21 protein-coding genes are annotated in these 25,178 nt (G+C 70.7%); 6 read left to right on the plus strand and 15 right to left on the minus strand.

Annotated elements, in window-relative coordinates; genetic code table 11:
- The first annotated feature begins 235 nt into the window (after nucleotides 1-235).
- Nucleotides 236-1,921, plus strand: a complete 1,686-nt coding sequence (locus QR78_RS17485) for a methyl-accepting chemotaxis protein (RefSeq protein WP_048428833.1) — start codon at nucleotides 236-238, stop codon at nucleotides 1,919-1,921.
- A gap of 18 nt (nucleotides 1,922-1,939) precedes the next feature.
- Here the strand turns inward: QR78_RS17485 and QR78_RS17490 are convergent, their stop codons facing one another.
- The 7 genes from QR78_RS17490 to QR78_RS17520 form a co-directional block, all read right to left on the minus strand.
- The gene (locus QR78_RS17490) at nucleotides 1,940-2,710 is read right to left on the minus strand and encodes a DeoR/GlpR family DNA-binding transcription regulator (protein ID WP_244276342.1); all 771 of its coding nucleotides are present in this window, start codon (nucleotides 2,708-2,710) and stop codon (nucleotides 1,940-1,942) included.
- 100 nt (nucleotides 2,711-2,810) lie between these two features.
- Nucleotides 2,811-3,809 carry a 4-hydroxythreonine-4-phosphate dehydrogenase PdxA gene (gene pdxA, locus QR78_RS17495; protein WP_048428834.1) on the minus strand — a complete coding sequence of 333 codons (999 nt, stop codon included), beginning with the start codon at nucleotides 3,807-3,809 and terminating at the stop codon, nucleotides 2,811-2,813.
- Nucleotides 3,806-5,059, minus strand: a complete 1,254-nt coding sequence (locus QR78_RS17500) for a four-carbon acid sugar kinase family protein (protein ID WP_048428835.1) — start codon at nucleotides 5,057-5,059, stop codon at nucleotides 3,806-3,808. Before QR78_RS17500 ends, pdxA begins: the two co-directional genes overlap by 4 nt.
- A gap of 3 nt (nucleotides 5,060-5,062) precedes the next feature.
- Nucleotides 5,063-6,094, minus strand: coding sequence for a 2-keto-3-deoxygluconate permease (locus QR78_RS17505; protein WP_048428836.1), 1,032 nt, complete (start codon nucleotides 6,092-6,094; stop codon nucleotides 5,063-5,065).
- Nucleotides 6,095-6,793: 699 nt separating this feature from the next.
- Complete coding sequence (locus QR78_RS17510) at nucleotides 6,794-8,110, minus strand: dicarboxylate/amino acid:cation symporter (RefSeq protein ID WP_048428837.1); 1,317 nt, start codon at nucleotides 8,108-8,110, stop codon at nucleotides 6,794-6,796.
- Between the two features lie 184 nt (nucleotides 8,111-8,294).
- Nucleotides 8,295-9,710, minus strand: coding sequence for an aspartate ammonia-lyase (gene aspA / locus QR78_RS17515; RefSeq protein ID WP_048428838.1), 1,416 nt, complete (start codon nucleotides 9,708-9,710; stop codon nucleotides 8,295-8,297).
- 199 nt (nucleotides 9,711-9,909) lie between these two features.
- Nucleotides 9,910-10,809, minus strand: coding sequence for a LysR family transcriptional regulator (locus QR78_RS17520; protein WP_048428839.1), 900 nt, complete (start codon nucleotides 10,807-10,809; stop codon nucleotides 9,910-9,912).
- Nucleotides 10,810-11,019: 210 nt separating this feature from the next.
- Between QR78_RS17520 and QR78_RS17525 the strand changes: the two genes are divergently transcribed.
- Nucleotides 11,020-11,574 (plus strand): fasciclin domain-containing protein, encoded by a 555-nt coding sequence (locus QR78_RS17525; RefSeq protein ID WP_048428840.1) that lies wholly within the window; start codon nucleotides 11,020-11,022, stop codon nucleotides 11,572-11,574.
- 140 nt (nucleotides 11,575-11,714) lie between these two features.
- Here QR78_RS17525 and QR78_RS17530 read toward each other — a convergent pair whose 3' ends face one another.
- Together QR78_RS17530 and QR78_RS17535 are read right to left on the minus strand one after the other, a co-directional pair.
- On the minus strand, nucleotides 11,715-12,458 hold the full coding sequence (locus QR78_RS17530) for an anti-sigma factor (RefSeq protein ID WP_048428841.1): 744 nt from the start codon (nucleotides 12,456-12,458) through the stop codon (nucleotides 11,715-11,717).
- Nucleotides 12,455-13,012: a sigma-70 family RNA polymerase sigma factor gene (locus QR78_RS17535; protein WP_420865533.1), complete on the minus strand. Its 558-nt coding sequence runs from the start codon at nucleotides 13,010-13,012 to the stop codon at nucleotides 12,455-12,457. The genes QR78_RS17530 and QR78_RS17535 overlap by 4 nt, the downstream gene beginning before the upstream one ends.
- 250 nt (nucleotides 13,013-13,262) lie before the next feature.
- Here QR78_RS17535 and QR78_RS17540 point away from each other — a divergent pair, with 250 nt between their 5' ends.
- Together QR78_RS17540 and QR78_RS17545 are read left to right on the plus strand one after the other, a co-directional pair.
- Nucleotides 13,263-13,589 carry a type II toxin-antitoxin system PrlF family antitoxin gene (locus tag QR78_RS17540; protein ID WP_089504130.1) on the plus strand — a complete coding sequence of 109 codons (327 nt, stop codon included), beginning with the start codon at nucleotides 13,263-13,265 and terminating at the stop codon, nucleotides 13,587-13,589.
- Nucleotides 13,590-13,592: 3 nt separating this feature from the next.
- Nucleotides 13,593-14,099, plus strand: a complete 507-nt coding sequence (locus QR78_RS17545; RefSeq protein WP_048428843.1) for a type II toxin-antitoxin system YhaV family toxin — start codon at nucleotides 13,593-13,595, stop codon at nucleotides 14,097-14,099.
- Nucleotides 14,100-14,115: 16 nt separating this feature from the next.
- On the opposite strand, the gene QR78_RS17550 is transcribed toward QR78_RS17545, so the two are convergent.
- The 3 genes from QR78_RS17550 to carB all read right to left on the minus strand — a co-directional run bounded on the left by QR78_RS17550 (nucleotide 14,116) and on the right by carB (nucleotide 18,859).
- The gene (locus tag QR78_RS17550; protein WP_244276343.1) at nucleotides 14,116-14,661 is read right to left on the minus strand and encodes a hypothetical protein; all 546 of its coding nucleotides are present in this window, start codon (nucleotides 14,659-14,661) and stop codon (nucleotides 14,116-14,118) included.
- Nucleotides 14,662-14,786: 125 nt separating this feature from the next.
- On the minus strand, nucleotides 14,787-15,263 hold the full coding sequence (gene greA, locus QR78_RS17555) for a transcription elongation factor GreA (RefSeq protein WP_048428844.1): 477 nt from the start codon (nucleotides 15,261-15,263) through the stop codon (nucleotides 14,787-14,789).
- A gap of 122 nt (nucleotides 15,264-15,385) precedes the next feature.
- Complete coding sequence (gene carB / locus QR78_RS17560) at nucleotides 15,386-18,859, minus strand: carbamoyl-phosphate synthase large subunit (protein WP_048428845.1); 3,474 nt, start codon at nucleotides 18,857-18,859, stop codon at nucleotides 15,386-15,388.
- Nucleotides 18,860-19,026: 167 nt separating this feature from the next.
- Here carB and QR78_RS17565 point away from each other — a divergent pair, with 167 nt between their 5' ends.
- Entirely contained in the window at nucleotides 19,027-19,809 is a 783-nt protein-coding gene (locus tag QR78_RS17565; protein ID WP_048428846.1) for an SDR family NAD(P)-dependent oxidoreductase, read from the plus strand.
- Nucleotides 19,810-19,915: 106 nt separating this feature from the next.
- Nucleotides 19,916-20,380, plus strand: coding sequence for a GtrA family protein (locus tag QR78_RS17570; RefSeq protein WP_244276344.1), 465 nt, complete (start codon nucleotides 19,916-19,918; stop codon nucleotides 20,378-20,380).
- Nucleotides 20,381-20,601: 221 nt separating this feature from the next.
- Here the strand turns inward: QR78_RS17570 and QR78_RS17575 are convergent, their stop codons facing one another.
- The 3 genes from QR78_RS17575 to QR78_RS17585 form a co-directional block, all read right to left on the minus strand.
- Nucleotides 20,602-21,153, minus strand: coding sequence for a DMP19 family protein (locus QR78_RS17575; RefSeq protein WP_048428847.1), 552 nt, complete (start codon nucleotides 21,151-21,153; stop codon nucleotides 20,602-20,604).
- A gap of 551 nt (nucleotides 21,154-21,704) precedes the next feature.
- Nucleotides 21,705-23,471 carry an ABC transporter ATP-binding protein gene (locus tag QR78_RS17580; protein ID WP_048428848.1) on the minus strand — a complete coding sequence of 589 codons (1,767 nt, stop codon included), beginning with the start codon at nucleotides 23,469-23,471 and terminating at the stop codon, nucleotides 21,705-21,707.
- A gap of 270 nt (nucleotides 23,472-23,741) precedes the next feature.
- On the minus strand, nucleotides 23,742-25,130 hold the full coding sequence (locus tag QR78_RS17585) for an MFS transporter (RefSeq protein ID WP_048428849.1): 1,389 nt from the start codon (nucleotides 25,128-25,130) through the stop codon (nucleotides 23,742-23,744).
- Between the last annotated feature and the right edge of the window lie 48 nt (nucleotides 25,131-25,178).

The raw sequence follows: 25,178 nt of genomic DNA on the forward strand, positions 1-25,178 counted from the left end.
AGCCGTCTCTCCCACCGGGCCGGCCGTCCGGATCCGGGACGAGCGAATTCTGCCCCGTAGAATCGGGCCGGATCGTCAGATCCGGCGAGATGCACCCGCCGCACCGACAGCTGTCCGGCAATCCTGTAAGTCCATCAAATCAGACCGAGCCGTGCCGGTCGATGCGCAAATACGCTTAACGATTCGCCATTACGAAGGACCCGATCCGATAGGATGACGACGGGGACGAAGTGCCATGCGGGGCGGAGTATCGATCGCGACGAAGCTGGGGCTCTGTCTCGCCGCCCTGGCGCTTCTGATCGGGGCGACGGGGGGCCTTGCGCTGCTGGAGCTGCGCCGGGTGAACACGGCGGCCTCGGACCTGCGCGACGTCCGGGTGCCGGCCACGGACATCCTCGGATCGATCGGCATCAACATCATGCGCCAGCGGGTCAACGCCTCGCGCCTGCTCACCGCCGACACGCCCGAATTCCGGACCCAGGTCGCCGGGCAGATCGCCAAGCGCGACGCGATCCTCGCCGAGCAGTTCACCCGCTTCGAGGCGCTGCCGCTGTCACAGGCCGAGCGCGACCTCTACGCCGAGTTCCGCCGGCACCTCGCCGCCTATGCCGAGCACCAGCGCCGGGCCGTCGCGAAGGCGACCGAGGGCGACGTGGCCGGCGGCCAGCGGATCTACAACACCGACATGTCGAACGGCGTCATCGCCATCATGGGCACCTGGGAGAAGCTGGTCGCGCTGAACGGCACCGGTTCCAAGGCGAGCGGCGACCTGATCGAGGAGACCTATGTCAGCGCCAACCGGAAGATGCTGACGCTGATCGGGCTGGGGCTGCTCGTGGCCGGCGGCGCGCTGGTGCTGGTGCGGCGCGGCGTCTCCGGGCCGCTGCGGGCCATCACCGCCGTGACCCAGCGCCTGGCCGGCGGCGACACCGCCGTCGCGATCCCCGGTCAGGGTCGGACGGACGAGATCGGCGCGCTGGCCGATTCGGTCGTGGTGTTCCGCGACAACCTGATCCGCAGCCGCGCGCTGGAGGAGGAGACCGCGCTCGCCCGCGCCTCGGCCGAGGAGCAGCGCAAGGCCGGGATGCGCCAGATGGCCGATACCTTCGAGGCGGCGGTCGGCGGCATCGTCGGCGGCGTCTCGGCGGCGGCCACCGAGCTCGAGGCCACGGCGCGCGCGCTGAGCGGCAGCGCGGCAGGAGCGGCCGGCCAGTCGGGCGCCGTCGCGAGCGCGGCCGGCGACGCGGCGGCCAACGTCACCGTGGCGGCGGCGGCGGCCGAGGAGCTCGGTGCCTCCGTCCAAGAGATCGGCCGCCAGGTCTCGGGCTCCGCCGAGCTGGCGCGGGCCGCCGTGACCGAGGCGACCGAGACGATGGCGCTGGTCCAGGACCTGTCGCAGGCCGCCGCCAAGGTCGGCGACGTGGTGGCGCTGATCTCCGGCATCGCGGCCCAGACCAACCTCTTGGCGCTCAACGCGACGATCGAGGCGGCCCGGGCCGGCGAGGCGGGACGCGGCTTCGCGGTGGTCGCCGCCGAGGTCAAGCAGCTCGCCAACCAGACCGCCAAGGCCACCGAGGAGATCACCGCCCAGATCGGCCGGATCCAGGGCTCGACCGGCCAGGCCGCCGCGGCGATCGACGGGATCGGCCGGCGCATCCGCGAGATCGACGGCGTCGCCGGTGCGATCGCGGCGGCGGTGGACCAGCAGGGCTCGGCCACCCAGGAGATCGTCCGCAACGTCGCCGAGGCCGCCACCGGCACCGGCGCGGTCACCGGCACCATCGCGACCCTGGCCGAGGCCGCTGGGGAGACCGGGGCGGCGGCCGCACAGGTGCTGGGCGCCGCCTCCGAGATGTCGCGCCAGTCCGAGCACCTCTCGGCGGAGGTCGCGCGCTTCCTGGCGACGGTGCGGGCCGCCTGAACCAGTGGTGCGGGCGGTCTATCCCGCCGCCCGGACCACCCGTGCCCCGGCGCTCTCCGCGTCCGCGCATTGCGCGTCCGTGGCGCCCGCGTCGGTCACCAGGGTCCAGCGGCCCGGCAGGGGCGCCCAGGCGCCCTGCGTCGCGCGGCCGAGCTTGGACGAATCCATCAGCACCACCACCTCGGCCGCCTGCTCCATCATCAGCGACTTGAGGGAGACCTGCTCGAGCGCCGCCTCGCACAGGCCGCGGCCGGCCACGAACCCGTCCCCGCTCACCACCGCCTTGTCGGCGGTGAGGCGGCGCAGGGAGGCCTCGGCGAGGGGGCCCAGCGTGCTCATGCTGCCGGGCCGCACCGCCCCGCCGAGCACCGTGAGCGCGAGCCCGGGCGCACCGGCGAGCACGCCCACCAGCGGCAGGTTGTTGGTGACGATCGCGTGGCGCCGCCCGGCGAGGCCGGCCCCGAAGGCCGCCACCGTCGAGCCGCCGTCGAGGATCAGGATGTCGTCGTCGGTAAGCAGCGAGAGGGCGGCCCGCGCGATGGCGGCCTTCTCGGGCCGCGCCTGCGCCTCGCGCTCCGGCAGGCTCGTCTCGGGAAGCGGATGGGCGATCACCGCGCCGCCATAGGTGCGGGTGATCGTCTTCTCGCTCGCCAGCCGTTGCAGGTCGCGCCGGATCGTCGAGGCGGAGACGCCGAAGCGCTCCGCCAGTTCCTCGACCACGACCTCGCCGGCCTGGAGCGCCTCCAGCAGCAGCGGGTGACGGTGCCGGCCGCGGGTCATCGGCGTCATACGATTTCCGATTGATCGCTTCGCGATGCGGAAATCGGCCTCGCTCACGCGCCGCGCGGGCTGGCGATAGGATTTCCGAACTGATCGTCCGGAAATCCTATCAGACCGCCCGGCGCGGGGCCAGATCGACCGCCTGGCGCAGGGCCTCGACCAGCGAGCCCTCGTCGGCGATGCCCTTGCCGGCGATGTCGAAGGCGGTGCCGTGATCGACCGAGGTGCGGATCACCGGCAGGCCGACGGTGATGTTCACCCCCGCCTCCAGGCCCAGCACCTTGATCGGGCCGTGGCCCTGGTCGTGGTACATCGCCACCACGAGGTCGTAGTCGCCCCGCCCCGCCAGGAAGAACAGGGTGTCGGCGGGCAGCGGTCCCTCGACCCGCCAGCCCCTGGCCCGGCAGGCTTGAACCGCCGGCGTGATCTTCTCCGCCTCCTCGCCGCGGCCGAAGAGGCCGTTCTCGCCCGCATGCGGGTTGATCGCGCAGACGCCGATCCGCGGATTCGCGAGTCCCGCCTTGACCAGGGTGTCGTGGCCGCGCGCGATCACCCGCTCGACGAGGCCCGGCTCGATCCGCGCGATGGCGTCGATCAGCCCGACATGCGTCGTGACGTGGATCACCCGGAGCTTGGGCGAGACCAGCATCATCGAGACTTCCGGCGTGCCGGTGAGCGCGGCCAGAAGCTCGGTATGGCCCGGATACTTGTGCCCGGCGGCGTGCAGCGCCTCCTTGCTCAGGGGCGCGGTGCAGATCGCCGCGGCCTCGCCGGCCTGGACCACCTGGACGGCGCGCTCGATGTAGCGGAACGCCGCCTCGCCGGAGACCGGCGAGACGCGTCCGAACGGATGATCCTTCGGGATCAGCCCGAGATCGACACAGGCCACGGTGCCGGGCGCGTCGGTCGCTTCGCGGGGCGAGGCGACGGCCTGCACCGTCAGGTTGTTTTCAACGATGCGGCCGGCCTCGCGCAGGCGCTCGGCATCGCCGATCACGACGGGTCGGCAGAGCGCCGCGATGTCGGGCCGGGCGAGCGCCTTCATGATGATCTCGGGGCCGATGCCGGAGGCATCGCCCATGGTGATCGCGACGGTCGGTCGGCTCATGTCGGAGACCCTTCGTGTCTGATGGCCCGGAGGTGATGGACGGCGCGCAGGAGCGTGTCCTCGCTGCCGAAGGCGCCCGCCTTGGTGACGATCGGGACGGCGATCCGGCCCCGCGTCACCCCGAGGGAGACGCCGGGCTCGATCTCGTCGACCAGCGCCAGACCGTCGACCCCGAATCCGGCCAGGAGCGCCGCCGCGGTCTCGCCGCCGGTCGCCACCAGGGCGCCGAGATGGGGGGCGGCCGGGGCGAGCAGCGCGCCGAGTGCGGTCGCGAGGCGCGACCCGATGGCGAGATCCGGCGCCTCGCCCATCGCGACCTCGACCAGCACGTCGTCCCCGACGGCGAGGCGGGCCGCGACCGAGTCGCACCAGCGCCGCCGCTCGGCCTCGCCCGCGTCGAGGAGCCAGTCGGGCGCCACCGGGACGTGGCGCAGCCGCGTCCCGGCCGCCAGCCTGCGGGCCGCGGCGCGGGAGATGGCCGCAAGGCTCCCCACCACCACCAGCGTGCCGCCCGGGCCGCTCGCGACCGTCCGGGCCGGGGCGGGCGACGCGGCTTCCGCCGCCGCCAGGGCGTGGGCGAGGCCGGCGCTGCCGATCCAGACGAGGCCGGCCGCGTCGAGGGCGAGGCCCGCCGCCGCGATCCGGGCGAGGTCGTCGTCCTCCACCGCGTCGAGCACCGCGACCGCGGAAGCCCGCGACGCGGCGTCGAGCGCCGCGCGCAAGGATTCGCCGCCGGCCCGCACGGTGGCGAGCGGGATCGTCGTGCTGGTGAGCCCGGCCCCGTCCAGCATCGCCGGGAGCGCGTCGGTCGGGTAGGTGTGGTCCCGGCGCCAGAGCTCGGTCTCCGCGAGCGGCCGGCCGGCGACCCGGATCCGCCCGTCCTCGGTGGTACGGCCGGTGGCCGGGAAGGCCGGCGCCAGGATCGCGAAGGCGCCGCCCATGCGCCGGCGCAGGACGTCGAGGGTGGCGGCGAGTTCCGCCGCCGGCTGCCCGCGCAGGGTCGAGTCGATCTTCTTGAACACGGCCCGGTCCGGGTCGTGCAGCCGCTCCGCCAGGGCGGCGTGGCGGGCCGCCGCGGCCTCGGGGCCGAGCTGGCGGCTGTCGGCATCGTGCGACAGGACCGCCTCTCCGGCACCGGGCCCCGCCTCGCCCCATTGCACGCAGGCCGTGGCCCCGCGCCGGGCGAAGGCGATGGCGCAATCGGCCGCGCCCGTGAGGTCGTCGGCGAGGATGAGCCAGCGGCGCGTCATGGCTCAGGCGCGCTCCGGCACGGGGGCGGCCTCGGCCGGCTCGACCGCGCCGTCCGCCGGCTCGCCGAAATGCTTGGCGGTCCAGGCGGTGGCGAGCGGGGTGAGGATCGCGGTCACCACCACGGTCGCGGCGACCAGCACGGTCGCGGGGGCGGCGGCCTCCGCATAGGCCGGGTTGGCGGCGGCGATGATCGCCGGGACCGCGGCGGCGTTGCCGGCGGTCGAGGAGGCGGCCACCCCCGCCACCCCGGTGCCGCCGGTGAGCCGGTCGGCGAAGAAGAGCGGGATGCCGGTGAGCACCGTCACGGCGACGCCCAGCCCGAGGCCGAGCAGACCCGCCTGCCAGATCTTGGTCAGGTCGAGCCCGGTGCCGAGCGCGAAGGCGAAGAACGGGATCATCACCGGCACGGCCCGGCCCAGGAAGGCGCGCATCTCGCGGTCGAGGTTGCCCAGCAGCATGCCGACGAGGAGCGGCAGGATGCTGCCGACCATCGTCTGCCAGGGAAACGCCGACAGGCCGGCGACGCCGAGCGTCACCATGGTGAGGAAGGGGCCGGATTCGAGGCACATGATCGTGTAGGCGCCGACATCCCGCGGGCGGCCGTACTGGCCCATCAGCGCCATGTAGAGCCCGCCATTGGTGTCGTTCATGGCCGCCACGATCGCCAGCGTCGAGAGGCCGGCGAACAGCCCGGCCCCGATCGGCGCCTCGCCGAGCAGGCGGCCGAAGATCACCCCGAGGATCATCGCGATGCCGACCTTCACGACCAGCAGCGTGCCGCCCTTCTTGACGATGTAGGGCGTGGCGCGAAAGTCGATGCTGGCGCCCATGCAGACGTAGAACACCGCCAGGATCGGCAGGGCGCCGGTGAACAGCGCGCCGGTGAACGAGCCGAACACCTTCGGGGTCGTCGGGAACAGGGTGGCGATCACCGCGCCGATCAGCAGCGGCACCACCATCATCCCGCCCGGCACGCGCTCGATCGCGCGCTTGATGCGGATTCCGCCCAGGTCCTTGTCCGCTTCCGTCGCCATGCGTTCCTCCGATGCGGAAATCGCGCATCGAATGGCGCGATAATCCGTCTGTTATTGCTTGAAGAGCGCAGAACGACGGGGGAGTCAACCGTATGATTGCGCGGTATGCGCACAAGAGTCGGACTGAATGCGCGGGATGGGCGGGATCGGAGGTCGGGTGGGTCGCCGCGGAGCGGACCGACCGGCCGCGGGGGTTGCGACGCCGTCTTCCCGGTCGTCGTCCCTCCGGGACGAGGTGTCGTCAGTCGCAAGCGCGAGATCCCCTCTCCCCGCGGGCAGCTGGCGGATTCGCACAACTCGGTTCGAGCGCATTTCCATGTGAAGGTAGCGAGCCTCTTCTCCCCCTGTGGCAGGGCTACCCGAGGAAAGAATAGCGCGCCTCCCCTCTCCCACACGGGAGAGGGGATCCCCCGCACTTGCTTCTTAAGGAGATTTTCCTCCGGACAGACCTCCACACAACTTGCAGCCATACTCGATAGCCCGGGATCGCCTGAGGACGGGAAAGCGTCCGCTCTCACAAGGAGTTGGGCTTCAGAAGCGTTATGTGAATCCGCTAGCCGCGGGCGGGGAGAGGAGGGGAACCCACGCCTCCTTTTTCCGACCAGTTCCATGCGGGCAGGACGAGGACGAAACCTCGCGCTCGACGTCGAAGCGATTTGCCCCCGCCGGCCCTGCGGCCGGCGGGACGCCAGTGCCGTCTCAGGCCGCCTTGCCGGTCGGCACCGCGACCGCGGCGGGAGCCTCGGCCGTCTCGTCGGTGCCCTCCTGCATCTCGCCCTGCCAGCGGGCGACCGCGGCGGTGGCGAGCCCGTTGCCCAGCACGTTGGTGACGGTGCGGCCCATGTCGAGGATCTGGTCGACGCCCATGATCAGCAGGATGCCGGCGGCCGGCAGGCCGAACATCGGGACGGTGGCGGCCACCACGACCAGGGAGGCGCGCGGCACGCCGGCGATGCCCTTGCTGGTCACCATCATGACGAGCAGCATGGTGAGCTGTTCGGTGACGCCGAGATGGATGCCGAAGGCCTGGGCGATGAACAGCGAGGCCAGCGCCTGGTACATCATCGAGCCGTCGAGGTTGAACGAGTAGCCGAGGGGCAGAACGAAGCCGGTGACGCGGGGGCGCACGCCGAACTTTTCCAGCACCTCGACGGTGCGCGGGAAGGCGGCCTCGCTGCTGGCGGTCGAGAAGGCGACGATCATCGGAGTGCGCAGGAGGCGCAGGAGCCGCACGACGCTGTGGCCGAGCACCAGCCAGCCGGCACCGATCAGGAGCGCCCACAGGACGGCCAGCCCGAGATAGAACACGGCGATGAACTTGCCGTAGTCGATCAGCACGCCGAGGCCCTGGATGGTGACGACCGAGGCCATGGCGGCGAAGACCGCGAGAGGGGCGACCTTCATCACCGCGTCGGTGACCTTGAACATCACCGCGGCGAGGCCATTCAGCATGTGGACCATCGGGTCGGCGTAACGGCGGTCGATCGCGCTGAGGCCGAAGCCGAAGAACACCGAGAAGACCAGGATCTGCAGCACCTCGTTCGTCGCCATCGCCGACACGATGCTGGTCGGGAAGACGTGGGTGATGAACTCGCGCAGGTTGATCGAGGCGGCCTTGAGCCCCGTCTGGGCCGCGGCGTCCGGCAGCGGCAGGCCGAGGCTGGCGCCGGGCTGGAAGATGTTGGCGACGAGGAAGCCGAGCGACAGGGAGACGATCGAGGCGGTGAGGAACCAGCCCATGGCGAAGCCCGCGACGCGGCCGACCGCCTTGGTGTCGCCGAAGCTCGCGATGCCCGACACGATGGTGGCGAAGACGAGCGGCGCGATGATCATCTTGATCAGCCGCAGGAAGATGTCGGTGCCGATGGTGAAGTAGCCGGCGATCTCCTTCGCCTCGGCCGGGCTGCCCGCCATGCCGTGCAGCACCGCGCCGACCGCGACGCCGAGCGCCAGGCCGATGCCGGTATAGAGGGTGAGCCGGCTCGACGAGCGTCCGGTCGATTCGACGTGTGCCATGGTGCGTGTTCCTCCCGAAGATGAACGGATGTGCGGAAAGAGCCCCGGGGCACGATCCTGTGCCCGGGGTCTCCCGCGGATGTCTGGCGTTTCCGTCCGGTGCGTGCCGGCGATCGAAGGATCGCGGCGAACGTCAGGTCACCGCGATCCCTCGATCGCCGCGAACTTTGGATTCCCGCGATCGTCAGATCGCCGTGAGGGCCTGCGGGCGCGTCAGCCGGTCGGGTTGCAGCACCCTGTCGAGCTGGTCGCGGGCCATCAATTGCTTCTCGAGCACGAGGTCGTAGACGCCCCGGCCCGTGGCGTGCGCCTCCATAGCGATCGCCGTGGCGTTGCGATAGCCGATATAGGGGTTGAGCGCGGTCACGATGCCGATGGAGTTCTCGACGCTGGCGCGCAGGCGCTCGCGGTTCGCCGTGATGCCGCGCACGCAGTTCACGTCGAGGGTGCGGCAGGCCGCCTCCAGGTGGGCGAGGCTGCGAAACAGGCTGTAGGCGATCACCGGCTCGAAGGCGTTGAGCTGGAGCTGGCCGGCCTCCGCCGCGAAGGAGATCGTCACGTCGTTGCCGATCACCTCGAAGGCGACCTGGTTGACGACCTCCGGGATCACCGGATTGACCTTGCCGGGCATGATCGAGGAGCCGGCCTGGCGCGCCGGCAGGTTGATATCGTTGAAGCCCGCCCGCGGCCCGCTCGAGAGCAGGCGCAGGTCGTTGCAGGTCTTCGACAGCTTGACGGCGACGCGCTTGAGCACGCCGGAGACCTGCACGAAGGCGCCGCAATCCTGGGTGGCTTCCACCAGATCCTCGGCGGTGATCAGCGGGATCTCGGTAATGGTCGAGAGCCGCTCGCGCACGAGGCCGGCATAGAGGGGGTGGGCGGTGATGCCGGTGCCGATCGCGGTGGCGCCGAGGTTGATCTCGCGGATCAGGAGCTCGGCTTCGCCGAGCCGCGCCTCGTCCTCGGCCAGCATCCGCCCGTAGGTGCCGAATTCCTGGCCGAGCGTCATCGGCACCGCGTCCTGGAGCTGGGTGCGGCCCATCTTGAGGACGTCGCGGAACTCCTCCGCCTTGGCCTCGAAGCTGCCCCGCAGGGCCGCCATCGCGTCGACGAGCCGGCGGATCGCCCCGATCCCGGCGATCTTCAGCGCCGTCGGGTACACGTCGTTGGTGCTCTGCCCCATGTTGACGTGCTCGTTGGGGTGGAGCCGGCCGTAATCGCCCCGCTCGGCGCCCAGCAATTCGAGCGCCCGGTTGGCGATCACCTCGTTGGCGTTCATGTTGGTCGAGGTGCCGGCCCCGCCCTGGATCTGGTCGACCACGAACTGGTCGTGGAGCGCACCGGCCCGGATCTCGATGCAGGCCGCCACGATGGCGTCGCACCGCTCGGGATCCAGCAGGCCGAGCTCGCGGTTGGCGAGCGCCGCCGCCTGCTTGATCGCGGCGAGCGCCCGGATCAGGTCGGGGCAGGTGGCGAGCGTGGTGCCGGTGATCGGAAAGTTCTCGACGGCGCGCAGGGTGTGGATGCCGTAATAGGCGGCCTGCGGCACCTCCCGGTCGCCGAGAAGATCGTGCTCGATGCGGGTGGGGTTGGCGGTCACGGGAGGGCTCCTGGCGGATTTTTTTGCGCGCGACCGCGCTCCGGCGCGCCGGAGGGCGGACCGGGTCCGGGGTCGCGTCGGATGGACGGATCGACGCCGGATCGGGCGGGGCGGCTCGGGAGGAGCCGCGGCGCCGTCAGCGGATGGCGGCGGAATAATCCCGCATCGCGCCGGCCGCCAATGCTATGGTTGGCATGAACTATTCCGCATCCGAATAGTTTGGCGGGTCCTCCGCGGCGACCGCCCAGACCTCGTCGAGGAAGGAGCGGTGGCGCTCGGCGCTGCGGTAGAGCCGGATGTCCATCGGCATCTCGCGGCCGAGCACCGTCAGCGCCCCGGCGCGGATCTCGGGCTCGACCAGGCTGCGCGGCAGCCAGGCGATGCCGTGGCCGCCCAGCGCCATCGAGCGCAAGGCCTCGGCCATCGAGTTCTCGTTGGTGTGGACCGGGTAGGTCGCCGGCGCGTCCTCGCCCCCTTGCGCGATCCCCGCCAGACGCCCGAGGAACGAGCCGCGGGAATATTGCAGGAGCGGCAGGCGGCCGCGAGCATCCGGCACCAGCCCGCGGGGGGCGGCCACCGCCGCCAGGCTGTCGCGGCCGACGATCCGGCAGGGATAGCGCTCGGGATCGAGCGGGATCGGGATGCCCGGGTGGTGATAGGTCAGGAGGAGGTCGTAGCCGCCCTCGACCAGCGCCTGGACGCAGATGTTGAAGTTGTCCGGCAGGACCCGGCTCGCCACCGGCCCGAGCGCGTCACGGATGCGCCCGAGCCAGCGCGGCAGGAACGACAGGCAGAGCGAGTGGAGCGCCGTGATCGTCACCACCGGCAATCCGGCCCCGTCGCTGCGGGCGCGGAAATCGGCCCGGCTCAGGGTGAGCAGCCGCACCACCTCCTCGGCGGTCTCGAGGAATTGCCGCCCGTCGGCGGTGAGCGTGATCGGGTAGGTGCTGCGGTCGAGGAGCGCGGTGCCGAGCCAGACCTCCAGCGAGCGGATGCGCCGGCTGAAGGCCGACTGGGTGACGGCACGGGCTTCCGCCGAGCGCGAGAAGCTGCGGGTCTCGGCGAGGCTCAGGAAGTCCTCGATCCACTTGAGTTCCATTCTGGGCGTCCGGGTGGGGAAACCGCATCCCCCCTCGGTCAGATTACGGCAAGGAGCCCGCCTTGCGCACGGTTTTGGTCGTGCCGGCCCTGCCTCCAGGCGCCGGACGATTTTTTCGCGCGAATTCGCGCGGGAGGCTGAAACTTTCCCGCTCCCGCCCCGCGTAGGGGCCTGCGACGCCCGGATGGGGCGCATCGCGAGGAAGCAGACATGTCCAAGACCCTTCTCCGCCTGGCTCTCGGTCTCAGCCTCGGCCTCGCCGCGGCCCCGGCGCTCGCCAAGAACCCGATGGTCGGCGGCGCGCCGATGTATCCGAGCAAGACGATCGTCGAGAACGCGGTCAACTCGAAGGACCACACCACGCTCGTGGCGGCGGTGAAGGCCGCGGGCCTCGTCGATACGCTCTCCGGCCCGGGGCCCTTCACGGTGTTCGCGCCGACCAACGCGGCCTTCGCCAAGCTGCCGCCGGGCACCGTCGAGTCGCTGGTGCAGCCGCAGAACAAGGCGCAGCTCACCAGCATCCTGACCTACCACGTCGTGCCGGGGACCTACACGTCGAAGGACCTGATGGCGCTCGTCAAGCAGGGCGGCGGCGAGGCCACGTTGAAGACGGCGCAGGGTGAGCCCCTGACCGTCACGATGGCCCGTGGCGGCAAGGGGCTGGTCGTGACCGACGCCAAGGGTAACACCGCCCGCGTCACCATCGCCAACGTGATGCAGTCGAACGGCGTCATCCACGTGATCAACGGCGTGCTGATGCCCTGATCCGCACCCGGGATCCGGCCCCGGCCGGATCCCGCGATCCGAGGTCCCCCGCATCCCCTCGCGACGAGCGGGCTTGCGGGGGATCGTCCGCGTTCGTTCAAGCCGATCCATGCGCCCGACGATTGATCCCGCGCGGGGGATCACTCGCGGATGAGGCGCCCGGAATAGACCACCGGCCCGGTCGGCGCTCCCGTGGGCGAGCCGCCCTTCGGTTCCACCGAGACCGCGAGGCTCGCGCCGTCGGAGACGCCGCCCAAGCCCGCCGGCAGCGTCAGCCGCGAGGGGCCGACGAGACCGAGCGAGCGGGGCGGGGCGCCCGCACCGACATACCAGAGTTCGAGGCTGTGATCCGGCGGCGTCTCCGCCGCGAGGCTGCGCACCTGCACGGTCTGGCCGCCGAGATCAACCCGCACGATCAGGGCCGGCAGGGTACCGCCCCGGTCGACCACGGCGAGGTATTGCCGCTGATCGGCGGCCGGATGCGGCACGACGATCCAGAGCGCGAGGCCGGCCGCGAGGGCACTCGCCAACCCCGCCGCGATCCGCCACCGCCGCACACCGCGCTCGAGCCGGACGATGCGGTCCCGGCCGATGCCGGAATCCGGCGCGTCCGCCCGGCCGCCGGCGCCTCCGATGCCGATCCGGGCTTCGATCGATTCCCAGACCCGCGGAGCGGGCACCACCGCGGGGGCCGTTTCGGCGAGCGGTGCGAGCCGGCCCTCCCAGGCCGCGACGGCGGCGCGCAGGGACGCGTCCCCGCGCAGGGCCTGCGCGAAGGCTGCGCGCTCGGCCGCGGACAGGGTGCCGAGCACGTATTCCCCGGCCGTCCCGTCGGGATCCTCCGCCCAGAACGGCACGCCGCGATCGGTGATTCCGCCGCTCATGCCGCCTCCAGGCAGCCGCGCAGGCTCGTCAGGCCGCGGCGCAGCCAGGTCTTGATCGTGTTGACCGGCCGGTCGTGCCGGGCCGCCAGTTCCTCCCGCGACCAGCCCTCGCAATAGGCGAGGACGAGGCAGTCGCGGTGACCGGGCTCGACGCTGTCGAGGCAGCGGGCCAGGGCATCGCGCCGGGCGAGGTCGGTCTCCCCGTCGCGGGTGTCGGCGAGGCGCTCCAGCCAGCCGTCCTCGGCCTGGATCAGACGCGCGGCCTTGTCCTGCCGGATGCGGTCGATCGCCTTGTGCCGCGCGATCGCCCCGAGCCAGACCAGAGGCGGTCCGGCCAGCGGATCATAGCTGTCTGCCCGCTGCCAGACGCGCACGAACACCTCCTGCAGCACATCCTCGGCCGCGCTTCGATCCTTGAGGATACGCAGGACGATCCCGAGAAGTTTCGGCGCCGTCGCCTCGTAGAGCGCGCGCAGGGCCGCGCGATCGCCGGCGGCCACGGCCACGATCGACCGCGCGAGATCCGCCTCGGCAGACACGCTCTCGTTCAGCACGGCTCCCCCTTCGCACCGTGCGGTCCCGCCCGTCCCGCGAGACCCGGCCACCGACGCGCCATAGCACGATTTCGGCGCGGTACGAGGCCGGGGACAGGTGCTTGAGGGGGCATCCTGTGCGGCCGGCTTCCCGCCTCGCGGGCCGCTGGACCAGGCGACGGCCATCCTTCACGGCTGGCCTGTTACCGTTGCCAGAGCGCACTCCTTGAAGTAAGATTTTTTCCTTACTTTTTGGGCGATGGAGGCGGCCGTGTCGACCCTTGTCCGCGAGCGCAGCAAGATCACGTCGAAGGGGCAGACAACGATTCCCAAGGTCGTGCGCCAAGCCCTCGGTGTGGGTTACGGCGGTGAGATTGATTTCGTCGTCGACGAAGGCGGCCGGGTGAGTCTTGTCGCGGCACAGGACGAGACGGACCCGGTGATCGAGTCCTTCCTGGCGTTCCTCGCGCAGGACATGGCCCGTGATCCCGCGCGCATCACGGTCTTCCCGGGCGACCTCGCGGAGCGCATGGCCGTCCTCACGGAAGGAATGAGCGTCGATCTCGACGATGAGGTCGACGGGGCCGTGACGCTCTGAACCATGGTCGTCAACGGTTGGACCCTCTTTGCCCATCCGCTCCTGCTCGACCAGCTCGGGAGGGCGACGGCGGCGGTCGAAAAGGCCAAGGCGGCCGATCCCGAGGGATACCGGGGAACGGCTCAGGCGAAGCTCCTCGCGATGCTGGTGACGCTCATCTTCGAGACGATCCCGGCCGATCCGACACGTCCGGACTACCGCCAGGGCGGCACGCTCGGGAGCGCTCGAAAGCACTGGTTCCGGGCCAAGTTCGGCAATGGCCGGTTCCGGTTGTTCTTCCGCTACGACAGCCGGTCGAAGGTCATCATCTTCGCCTGGGTGAACGATCAGAGCACGTTGCGAACCTACGGCGCGAAGACCGATGCCTATCGGGTGTTCAAGGGCATGCTCGACGCGGGCAACCCACCCGACGACTGGCAGACGCTGCTCGCGGCAGCGTCCGACCGTGCCGCCACCGAGCGGCTGGACCGGGCCAAGCCGCTCGACCATCCGCCCTCGGGGGCGGAATGAACGTCCGGCCGAAGCCCTACTCCAGCCCCAACCCCTTCTTCAGCCACGCCGCGTAATGCCCGGCGATGTAGGCCACGCGCCGGCGCTCCGAGGCCGGGTCGTACCAAGCGCCGCCCGAACTGGCATTGGTGGCCGAGAGCTGGGGGTGGCGGAGCAGCACGGTGCCGCCGCGGTCGACCACCAGGGCCTCACCTTCGAGATAGTCGGTGTTGGTGGCGTTGCCGCCTCCGCCGCCCCGGCCGCCGCTGCGCGTCTCGCTGCCGGCATAGGGGTTGAGCGAGAGGCCGGTCACCCGCACCACCAGGGTCGGGCCGGGACCGCCGACCCGGCCGGCGAAGGCCTGGGCGAGCGCCGCCTGCAACTCGGCCCGCACGCCCTCGGCATAGATGCTGAGGCCGGTGGCGAGGAGGGGGCGGACATCGACCTGGATGGCCGAGAAGCGCGTCGCCGGCGGCAGCGCGGCCTCCTGCGCGGAGGCGGGGAGGGCGGTCGCCGCCAGGGCGGCCGCGACCAGGGATCGGCCGATCAGGGAGCCGATCAGGGACTTGCACCAGCGCAGCATCGGCGTCGTCTCCACGGCGACCAGCGGGGCCACCTCGTGAGGGACGAGATAGCCCTCGGCCGCCGCTCCGGCAACGCTTCGCCGGTCGGCTTCCGGCGCTCGGGTGCCGGGCGGCCTTCGGTGCATCAGGCGCCGAACTGGATGCCGACGATCTCGTAGGACTTGCCGCCGCCCGGGGTGACGACCTCGACGGTGTCGCCGACGCCCTTGCCGATCAGCGCGCGGGCGATCGGCGAGGTGATCGAGACCCGGCCGGCATGGACGTCGGCCTCGGGCTCGCCGACGATCTGGTAGGTCTTCTCCTCCTCGGTGTCCTCGTCGATCAGCTTGACGGTGGCGCCGAACTTGATCTTCGAGCCCGAGAGCTTCGACACGTCGATGACCTCGGCGCGGGAGATCAGGCTCTCCAGCTCCAGCACCCGGCCCTCGTTGTGGGACTGCGCTTCCTTGGCGGCGTGGTACTCGGCGTTCTCCGACAGGTCGCCGAGCGCGCGGGCCTCCGCGATCGCCTGGATGATCCGCGGACGCTCCTCCTGCTGACGGCGCTTCAGCTCCGCCTCGAGCGCCGCGAAACCCCGTACCGTGATCGGAACCTTGTCCATCGTCGTCTCGCGTCACAAATAATCGGCCCGGCGAGAGGGTGAGCCTCCCGACCGGGCCTGTTTCCGAATGTCTCGCGCGGGCGCGAGGGGATGAGATAGGGCTCTTTCGCGGTCTTACGACTTTACGCCGCGAAATATTCCTGCAGGGCCCGGACCTCGAGATCACCCCCGAGATAGGCCTTGATCCCCTCTGCTGCGGCCATCGCTCCGGCGAGAGTGGTGTAGTACGGCACTTTATGCAAGAGGGCGGCCCGGCGCAGCGACCGTGAGTCGGACAGGGCGCCCGCCCCCTCGGTGGTGTTGAACACCAGGTGGATGTCGCCGTTCTTGATCGCGTCGACGACGTGCGGGCGGCCCTCCAGCACCTTGTTGATGCGGGTGGCGGGCACGCCGTTCTCGACGAGGTAGCGCTGCGTGCCGGCGGTGGCCAGCACCGTGAAGCCGAGCTCGGCGAGCAGCTTCATCGCCGGCAGGATGCGCGCCTTGTCGTCGTCGCGCACCGAGACGAAGACCGTCCCGCTCTTCGGCACCTGGGTGCCGGAGCCGAGCTGGCTCTTGGCGAAGGCGACGCCGAAGCCGCGGTCGAGGCCGATGACCTCGCCGGTCGAGCGCATCTCCGGTCCGAGCAGCACGTCGACGCCGGGGAAGCGGGCGAAGGGGAACACCGCTTCCTTGACGGCGATGTGCGGCAGCGTCTTCGGCTTGAGGTCGAAGGTGGCGAGGGGCTCGCCGGCCATCACCCGGGCGGCGATCTTGGCGATCGGCTCGCCGATCACCTTGGCGACGAACGGTACGGTGCGCGAGGCCCGCGGGTTCACCTCGAGGACGTAGATGTCGCCGTCCTTGATCGCGTACTGCACGTTCATCAGGCCACCGACCTCGAGCGCCAGCGCGAGGCCACGGGTCTGGCGCTCCAATTCGGCGATGGTCTCGGGCGACAGCGAGCGCGGCGGCAGCGAGCAGGCGGAATCGCCCGAGTGGATGCCCGCTTCCTCGATGTGCTCCATGATGCCGGCGATGAACACGTCACGCCCGTCGGAGACCGCATCGACGTCGACCTCGATCGCGTCCGACAGGTAGCGATCGAACAGGAGCGGGTTCTTGCCCAGGACCGTGTTGATCTGGCCGGTCTTGTCGTTGGGGTAGCGCGCCTTGACGTCCGACGGGATCAGGCTCGGCAGGGTGTCGAGCAGGTAGTCGGCGAACTGGGTCTCGTCGCGGATGATCGCCATCGCGCGCCCGCCCAGCACGTAGGAGGGGCGCACCACGAAGGGCAGGCCGAGATCGGCGGCGATCAGACGGCTCTGCTCCACCGAATAGGCGATGCCGTTCTTGGGCTGCTTGAGGTGCAGCTTGTCGAGCAGGCGCTTGAAGCGGTCGCGGTCCTCGGCGAGGTCGATCGCGTCCGGCGAGGTGCCGAGGATCGGCACGCCGGCTTCTTCCAGGGCGCGGGCGAGCTTCAGCGGGGTCTGGCCGCCGAACTGCACGATCACGCCGTGCAGCGTGCCGGCCTGCCGCTCGGTCTCGATGATCTCCAGCACGTCCTCGGCGGTCAGCGGCTCGAAATAGAGCCGGTCCGAGGTGTCGTAGTCGGTCGACACCGTCTCCGGGTTGCAGTTGACCATGATGGTCTCATAACCCGCGTCGGTCAGCGCGAAGCAGGCGTGGCAGCAGCAATAATCGAACTCGATGCCCTGGCCGATCCGGTTCGGGCCGCCGCCGAGGATGATCACCTTCTTGGCGTCCGAGGGCTGGGCCTCGTCGGCCACCGCACCCGCGAAGGGGGCGACGTAGGTCGAGTACATATAGGCGGTCGGCGACTTGAACTCGGCCGCGCAGGTGTCGATCCGCTTGAAGACCGGCCGCACCAACAGGGCCCGGCGGGCGGCGCGCACGGCGCCTTCCTCGATCCCGGCGAGCACCGACAGGCGCGCATCCGAAAAACCCGCCGCCTTGAGCTGGCGGAAGGCGCCCTCGGTCTTCGGCAGGCCGAAGCGCTTCACCTTGGTCTCGAGATCGATGATGCCCTGGAGCTGCTCCAGGAACCACGGGTCGATCTTGCAGGAGGCGTGCACCTCCTCGTGGCTGACGCCGAGCCGCAGGGCCTGCGCCACCTTGAGGAGGCGATCCGGGGTGGGCGTGCCGATCGCCGCCTTGATGGCGTTGCGGTCGTCGCCCTTGCCGAGGCCCTCGATCTCGATGTCGTCGAGGCCGGTGAGCCCCGTCTCGAGCGAGCGCAGGGCCTTCTGGAGCGACTCCGCGAAGGTCCGGCCGATCGCCATCGCCTCGCCGACCGACTTCATGGCGGTGGTCAGCGTCGGCTCGGCGCCCGGGAATTTCTCGAAGGCGAAGCGCGGGATCTTGGTGACGACGTAGTCGATCGTCGGCTCGAACGAGGCCGGGGTGGCCCCACCCGTGATGTCGTTGGCGATCTCGTCGAGGGTGTAGCCGACCGCGAGCTTCGCCGCGACCTTGGCGATCGGGAAGCCGGTCGCCTTCGAGGCGAGCGCCGAGGAGCGCGACACCCTCGGGTTCATCTCGATCACGATCATCCGGCCGGTGGCCGGGTCGACGGCGAACTGCACGTTCGAGCCGCCGGTCTCGACGCCGATCTCGCGGAGCACCGCGAGGGAGGCGTCGCGCATGCGCTGGTATTCCTTGTCGGTCAGCGTCAGCGCCGGGGCGACGGTGATCGAGTCGCCGGTATGCACCCCCATCGGGTCGACGTTCTCAATCGAGCAGACGATGATGCAGTTATCCGCCTTATCGCGGACGACCTCCATCTCGTACTCCTTCCAGCCGAGGACCGATTCCTCGATCAGGACCTCGTTGGTCGGCGAGGCGTCGATGCCGCGCTCGACGATGTCGAGGAATTCTTCCCGGTTATAGGCGATGCCGCCGCCGGTGCCGCCCATCGTGAAGGAGGGGCGGATGATCGCCGGCAGGCCGACCTCGGCGAGCGCGACCAGCGCCTGGCCGATCGCGTGCTCGCCGTAGCGCTTGCGCCGGTCGTTCTCTCCGGAGGCCCACTTCTTCTCGAAGGCGGCAAGCGCCGTCTTGCGGGCCGTCTCGTCGCCCTCGGCGGCCTCGATGCGGGCCACCTCGGCGAGGTACTTCTCACGATCGGCCTTCTTGGCGGCCGAGGCGTTGGCGAGCGCCGATTTCGGCGTCTCGAGGCCGATCTTAGTCATCGCATCGCGAAAAAGGCTGCGATCCTCCGCCTTGTCGATCGCCTCGGCGGTGGCGCCGATCATCTGCACGCCGAACTTTTCCAGCACGCCCATGCGCTTGAGCGAGAGGGCGCAGTTCAGCGCGGTCTGGCCGCCCATGGTCGGCAGGAGTGCGTCGGGCCGCTCCTTCTCGATGATGCGGGCGACGATCTCCGGGGTGATCGGCTCGACATAGGTGGCGTCGGCCAGATCCGGATCCGTCATGATCGTGGCCGGATTCGAGTTGACCAGGATGATCCGGTACCCTTCCTCGCGCAGGGCCTTGCAGGCCTGCGTGCCGGAATAGTCGAACTCGCATGCCTGGCCGATGACGATCGGGCCCGCGCCGATGATGAGGATGGAGGAGAGATCGGTGCGCTTGGGCATCGGACGCTTCAGACTCGTGCGGCGCGCTGCCCCGTTCCAGAGGCCCGTCCTCGGGGCGCGTGAGGCGTCGAGGCGGGAGCGGAACGTCCGGGAGCGGCGGGGATTGCGTTGGGCGCCCTTAGCATAGGCGTGCAGATCAGGGGAAGGGCGTGGCCGGAGACCGGGACATGACGGCAGGGCAGACCGGGGGAGATGCGCGCTGGACGCTCGTCACCGGCGCGTCGAGCGGGATCGGGATGGAGATCGCCCGCGCCTTCGCGGAGCGGGGGCGCCCGCTGGTGCTGAGTGCCCGGCGCACGGAGCGGCTGGAGGCGCTGGCGGCGGAACTCTCCGTCCCGGTGGTCGTGGTGCCGGCCGATCTCGCGGCCCCGGGCGGGGCCGAGGGGCTGGCCGCGGCGGTCGGGGCGCGGGGCCTCGTTCTCCGCACCCTCGTCAACAATGCGGGCTTCGGCCTGCGCGGCCGCTTTTCCGCCCTGCCGGCGCGGGACCAGGCCGAGATGGTGATGGTGAACGTCGCCGCGCCCACGATCCTGTCGCGGCTCGTGCTGCCCGGCCTGATCGCGCGGCGGGAGGGCGGCATCCTCAACGTCGCCTCGGTGGTGGGCTACCTGCCGGGCCCCAACATGGCGGCCTACTACGCCACCAAGGCCTACCTGCTGTCCCTGTCGGAAGCGCTCTACGAGGAGGCACGACCCCACGGCGTCGTGGTGACGGCGGTCTGCCCCGGCGCCACCGCCACGGAATTCTCGCAGCGGGCGGATGTCGGCGGGGCGAAGCGCTTCACCGGCAACGTCATGACCGCCGAGGCGGTCGCCCGCGCGGCGGTCGCCGGCCATCTCGCCGGCCGGGCGGTGGTGATCCCCGGTGCGGCCAACCGGGCGGCGGTGCTCGCCGCCCGCCTGATGCCGCGCTGGCTCAGCCGCAAGGTCGCGGCCCGCCTGCAGGGGTGAGCGATCGTCCCCGATTTCGCCCGGTTCGGGTCATCTTCGGTTCAGTGCCGGGCGCTAGACAGGGGGGAGGGCGCCGTCCGTTCGCCCGGTGATGACGAGTGGCGTCGTGGCGAGCGAACCGGAATCGAACCTGCGGACCCTCGACGCGCTGTCGGCGTTCGGACGGCAATTCGCGTCCTATCTCGGCGTCAGCCTCGTGGCGCTCGCCGTCCACTATGCCGTCCTTGCGACACTGGTCGAGACCGGTCGCGCCGACCCGGTTCCGGCGGCGCTCGCCGGCTACCTCGTCGGCGCCGTGGTCTCCTACGGGCTCAACCGCCGCCTGACCTATGCCAGCGACCGGCCCCATGCCGAGGCGACCTGGCGCTTCGGGGTCGTGGCCGCGATCGGGTTCGGGCTGACCTGGCTGATCATGGCAGGCCTCACCCGCGGCCTCGACCTGCACTACACGGCCGCCCAGGTGGTCGCGACCGGCGTGGTGGTGTTCTGGAACTTCCTCGGCCACCGGGTCTGGACCTTCGCGGACCGGTCGTCCCCGGTCTTGCCGGACGGGGCGCCGCGCGCCGGCTGAGCAGATTTTGCCGAAGCGGACGCCGGTTCGGCAGAAAGAATCTGTGACGAAGCAAGAGCTTGAGCGGGCGAGGCGTTGGCCTGCCGACGCCAGTCTGTTCAGGGCTGGCCACGCCACGGGCGCGAGGGCTTGGCACCGGGGCTTGGCGCGAGGGCGTGGCCGGAGCGTCCTGCGGCGGGATGCCTGCCGGCGCGCCGCAGGACGCCTGCGACCCGCCGGGATCAGAGCAGGGTGTGGGATCGTCTCCCGGCCTTGTAGTCGAGGTATTCCTCGATCGGCACCTGGGCGACGTGCACGCTCGACCTGATCCAGTCCGCCGCGTAGCGGCTGATCGGCGCCTCGCTCTCGGCGAAGAAGGCGTCGTCAAAGCGATCGAAGAACGGGCGGTGCGGCCCTCGATAGGGATCGGGCTTGCCGATCATCCCGTGCATCAGTGCGGGGTTGCCGCGTCGCCACTCCACGAAATCGAGCAGAACCGCGAGGTGCCGCCGCGCGCCGACATGCATCAGGCCGGAGGCGACGGCCCGGTACGTCTCTTCGTCGTCGTCCGTGTTGCACACGAACTGAATGTGGCCGCCGTTGTTGATCTGCGCTTCGTAGAATAGCGCCTGGCAAACCTCGATCTCGGGGCAGTCCGTTTCGGCGATCGACCGGTCCGTGTTGTGGACGTGCCGGTGGAGGTAGGAATCGACGGAGTCGAAGAAGTTTTCGACGACGCTGTCGTCGTCCGCCATGTCGGCGTCGGAGGGAAACGGAACGATCAGTCTCGGCATCGCGGGTTCCTCGACGGTATCCCGCCGATTCTGCCGAACGCGATGACGACGGGGAAGCCCGCCCCCGCCAGCTGCGGGAGCGGGCCACGCGATTCCTTGCTAGCCGGGCAGCAGGGTCCCGGAGGCGCCGACGACGGCCACCACGAGTCCGCAGGCCAGGACACCGATCATCGCATAGGTGATGGTCTTCAGCATCGATGGTCCTCGATTGTCGGGAGTGGACGATGCCCGCCGCCGCGCGCTGACGCGCCTCTGGCGATGGGCGGCACGAGACATCAACGGCCGTCGCGGCGAAAGGTTCACTGCACCGCACAAATCCCGACGGCTCGATTGAAACGGGGGCGTCTTATGCGGGCCGGGGGTATGGTGGGCGCGGATCCCCGACCGCTCGCCCGCCTCGATCCTTGCCCTGCGCTGCGGGTCCGCGACGACGCTCCCATCCGGCACAGCGCACCAAAAAAGCGTGGCGCCCGCCTCCCGACCGGGAAACGGGCGCCACGCTCACGTCGCTCGCCAGGGGGGAGCCGGACGAAGGGCCGGCTCCCCGATCGTCACGCCGCCTCGCGCGACAGCTTGATCGTCTCGCGCTGGATCAGGTCGCGGTAGAACCCGTCGAGATGGACCAGGCGCTCCGGGGAGCCGTCCTGGATCACCTGGCCACCGTCGAGCACGACGATCCGGTCGAAATCCTTCAGGGTCGAGAGTCGGTGCGCGATCGCGATGGTGGTGCGGCCCTTCATCAGGTTGCCGAGCGCCTCGCGGATCGCCTCCTCCGACTCGGTGTCCAGCGCCGAGGTCGCCTCGTCGAGGAGCAGGATCGGCGAGTTCTTCAGGATGGCGCGGGCCACCGCGATGCGCTGGCGCTGGCCGCCCGAGAGCTTGACGCCGCGGTCGCCCACGATGGTGTCGAAGCCGCCCGGCAGGTCGTTGATGAAGTCGGTGCAGCGGGCGGCCTCGGCGGCGGCCCACACCTCCTCGTCGGTGGCCTCCGGCCGGCCGTATCGGATGTTCTCCCGCAGGCTCCGGTGGAACAGCGAGATGTCCTGCGGCACGACCGTGATCGCCTCGCGCAAGCTCTCCTGGGTCACCCGGCCGATATCCTGGCCGTCGATGAGGATGCGGCCGGTCTGCGGGTCGTAGAAGCGCTGGAGCAGGGTGAACAGGGTCGACTTGCCGCCGCCCGAGCGGCCGACCAGGCCGACGCGCTGGCCGGGCTGGATGTCGAGGTTGAAGTCGCCGAACACCTCGCGCCCGTCGGGATAGTTGAACGCCACGCCCTCGAAGGTGATGCGCGCACCCTCGCCGACGAGGGGCTTGGCCTCCGGATGGTCGCGCAGGTCGTGCGGCTGCAGCAGCGTGCGCAGGGCCTCCGACAGGCGGGCGGTGTGCTGGGTGACGTCGACGAGGGCCACCGCGAGGTCGCGGGTCGCCGCCAGGATGGTGATGCCCAGCGTGCAGACCAGCACGACCTGGCCGGCGGTGGCGCTGCCCGCCTGCCACATCTTGATCGCCCAGAACAGCAGGCCGAGCACCGCCACGACGGTGATCAGGGCGTGCATGATCCGCAGGCGCTCGAGGTAGAGCAGCGAGCGGCTGCGCGCCTTCATCTCGGTGCCGATGGTCTGGTCGAAGCGGGCGAACTCGCGCTTGTAGGCCGAGAAGGCCCGCACCAGCGGCATGTTGCTCACGAGGTCGACCATCTCGCCGTCGACGGAGGCCGCCTTCTCGGCGAAGTCGTGGTGCAGCGGCTTGCCGGCGGCGGCGATGCGGAACATCAGCACCACCACGCCGCCGCAGATCACGAGCAGGCCCAGCGCCATCGGCACGCTGACGCTGCCGACGTAGAGAATCGCACCGAACGCCGCCGCGCAGGGCGGCATCACGTTCCAGACGAACATGTTCTCGGCGGTGAAGATCGCGTTCGAGGTCGCCGTGATGCGGCTCGCGAGCGTACCGGGCTGCCGGTCGGCGAAGTAGGACGGCGAGTGGCCGGTCAGGTGCTGGAAGAGGTCGCGGCGGACGTCGCCCGTCACCTTCACGAAGGTGAAGCTGGCGATCAGGCTCGCGACCCGCCACAGCATGTTGTCGGCGGCGATGAAGCAGATCAGGACGGTGAGCGCCGGCCAGATCAGCTGGTTGTTCTCGGGGCCCTTGCCGAGGGCGTCGACGACGCCCTTCAGGCCGTACTGGGTGCTGACCGAGCAGGCCACGGCGCCCAAAACCGCGACCAGGATGGCCGCGTGGGGCACGATGCGGCGCCGCAGGTAGCGGGCCACGAAGGCCCAGGGCCGGTTGGCGTACGCGCAGAGGTCATCCATCGTGGCGATCGATCCCGGTTCTTCGCACGCGTGCGGCTCACGGTCGGGAGAGGAGCGGGATGCAAGAACCCCGCCGCAGCCTCTCCGCTCTCTTCCGCAAGCCCCACCCGCTTCTCGCAACGCGCAAGCGTCGCCATGTGTTGCAGTCGATGTGTTGCAGGCAAAGACTGTGTTGCAGGCAAACGGCGCGGCCCATCGATACGCCGCCGTTCCTGAACGGGAGTTGAGCGGGTGCTGCACCGCAACCCGCCGCTCCCCCGCCCCGGTGCATCAATCCCCGGCATCCGGGAGAGCGGGGGCGCGGCGCGTCTCCGGCATGATCGCCACCACGAGGACGAGCGCGACGAGCGCCACCCCGGCGAGGCCGATGAAGGCGGCGTGGGAGCCGAAATGGTCGGCCATGTAGCCTGACAGGGTGGTGCTGGCCGCCGCCCCCAGCCCCATGGCGGTGCCGACGGCGCCGAGCGCCATGTTGAAGCGGCCGGTGCCGCGGGTGCAGTCGGCGACGATCAGCGGCACCATCACGCCGAGCACCGCGGCCGAGATCCCGTCGAAGACCTGAACCGCCACCAGGAGCTCGGGCGCGTCCGTGTAGGCGAACAGGAGGCCGCGGATCGGCAGGGCGGCAAAGCCGATGATCAGGAGCGGGCGCCGGCCATAGGCCTGGGCGGCCCGGCCCACCGCCGGGGCGATGAGCGCCATCACCACTTGCGGCGCCATGATGCAGGCGGCGATCAGGATGGTGGCGGTGTGGCTCGCCCGCACCGTGAGCACGCTGCCGACGAGCGGCAGCATCGCCGCGTTGGCGACGAAGAACAGGGTGATGCAGGCGGCAAAGCACAGGAGCGCCCGGTTGGTGAGCAGGAGCTTGAGGCTCGCCCAGCCGCCCAGCGCCGTGCCGCCCGCGGACGCCTGCGGCCGCACCATGTCGATCTCGCTCGCCCGCACGAACCACAGGGCGGCGAGCGTCGGGATGGCCAGCGCCGCCGTGACGTAGAACACCGCCTCGCTCGACAGGTAGTAGCCGCAGGCCCCCATGCCGGCGGCGGCGAGGGCATTGCCGATCGAGGAGAAGCGGGCGTTGCGCCCGAGCCGTTCGCCCAGGCCCGCATGGCCGACGAGGCCGAGGCTGATCGCGGCGATCGCCGGGGTGAGCGTACAGCTCGCGATCGAGTGCGCCGCCATCGAGAGCGCGACGATCAGGAAGGTCGGAAACAGCGCAAGGCCGGCCGCGGAGGCGCCGATGATCGCCACCGACAGGGCGGCGACGAAGCGCTTCGAGGTGACCCAATCGACGAAGGCGCCGCCGGGCACCTGCCCGAACAGGCTGAACAATCCGCCGATGGTGAGGACCAGCCCGATATCGGACTGGGTCCAGCTCTGGGACGTGAAGTAGACCGCCACGAACGGGCCGAAGCCCGTCTGCAGGTTGGCGACGAAGAACGTGAAGGCGTCGAGGCCGCGGCTGCTGGTCAGCGACGGCGCCGGCTTCTCGCCGCGCCGGCCCGCCGCGCCGGCCCGGAGCGGGTCCTGACGCGGGTCCTGGCGCGACGCATCCTGTCTCGGGTCCTGGCGGGGGTCCGGTCGCATCTCGGAACGAGGGACCTCCCGGTCACGGTGGGCGAGGGGGCGGCGATGGGCCTGGCGCGGGCGCGTCATTTGTCCGGGGGGTTGCGCGCCGCGGCCTGGTCGGCGTCGGGGGTGGCG

This window comes from Methylobacterium indicum (assembly GCF_001043895.1).
GTDB classification, from domain to species: Bacteria; Pseudomonadota; Alphaproteobacteria; order Rhizobiales; family Beijerinckiaceae; genus Methylobacterium; species Methylobacterium indicum.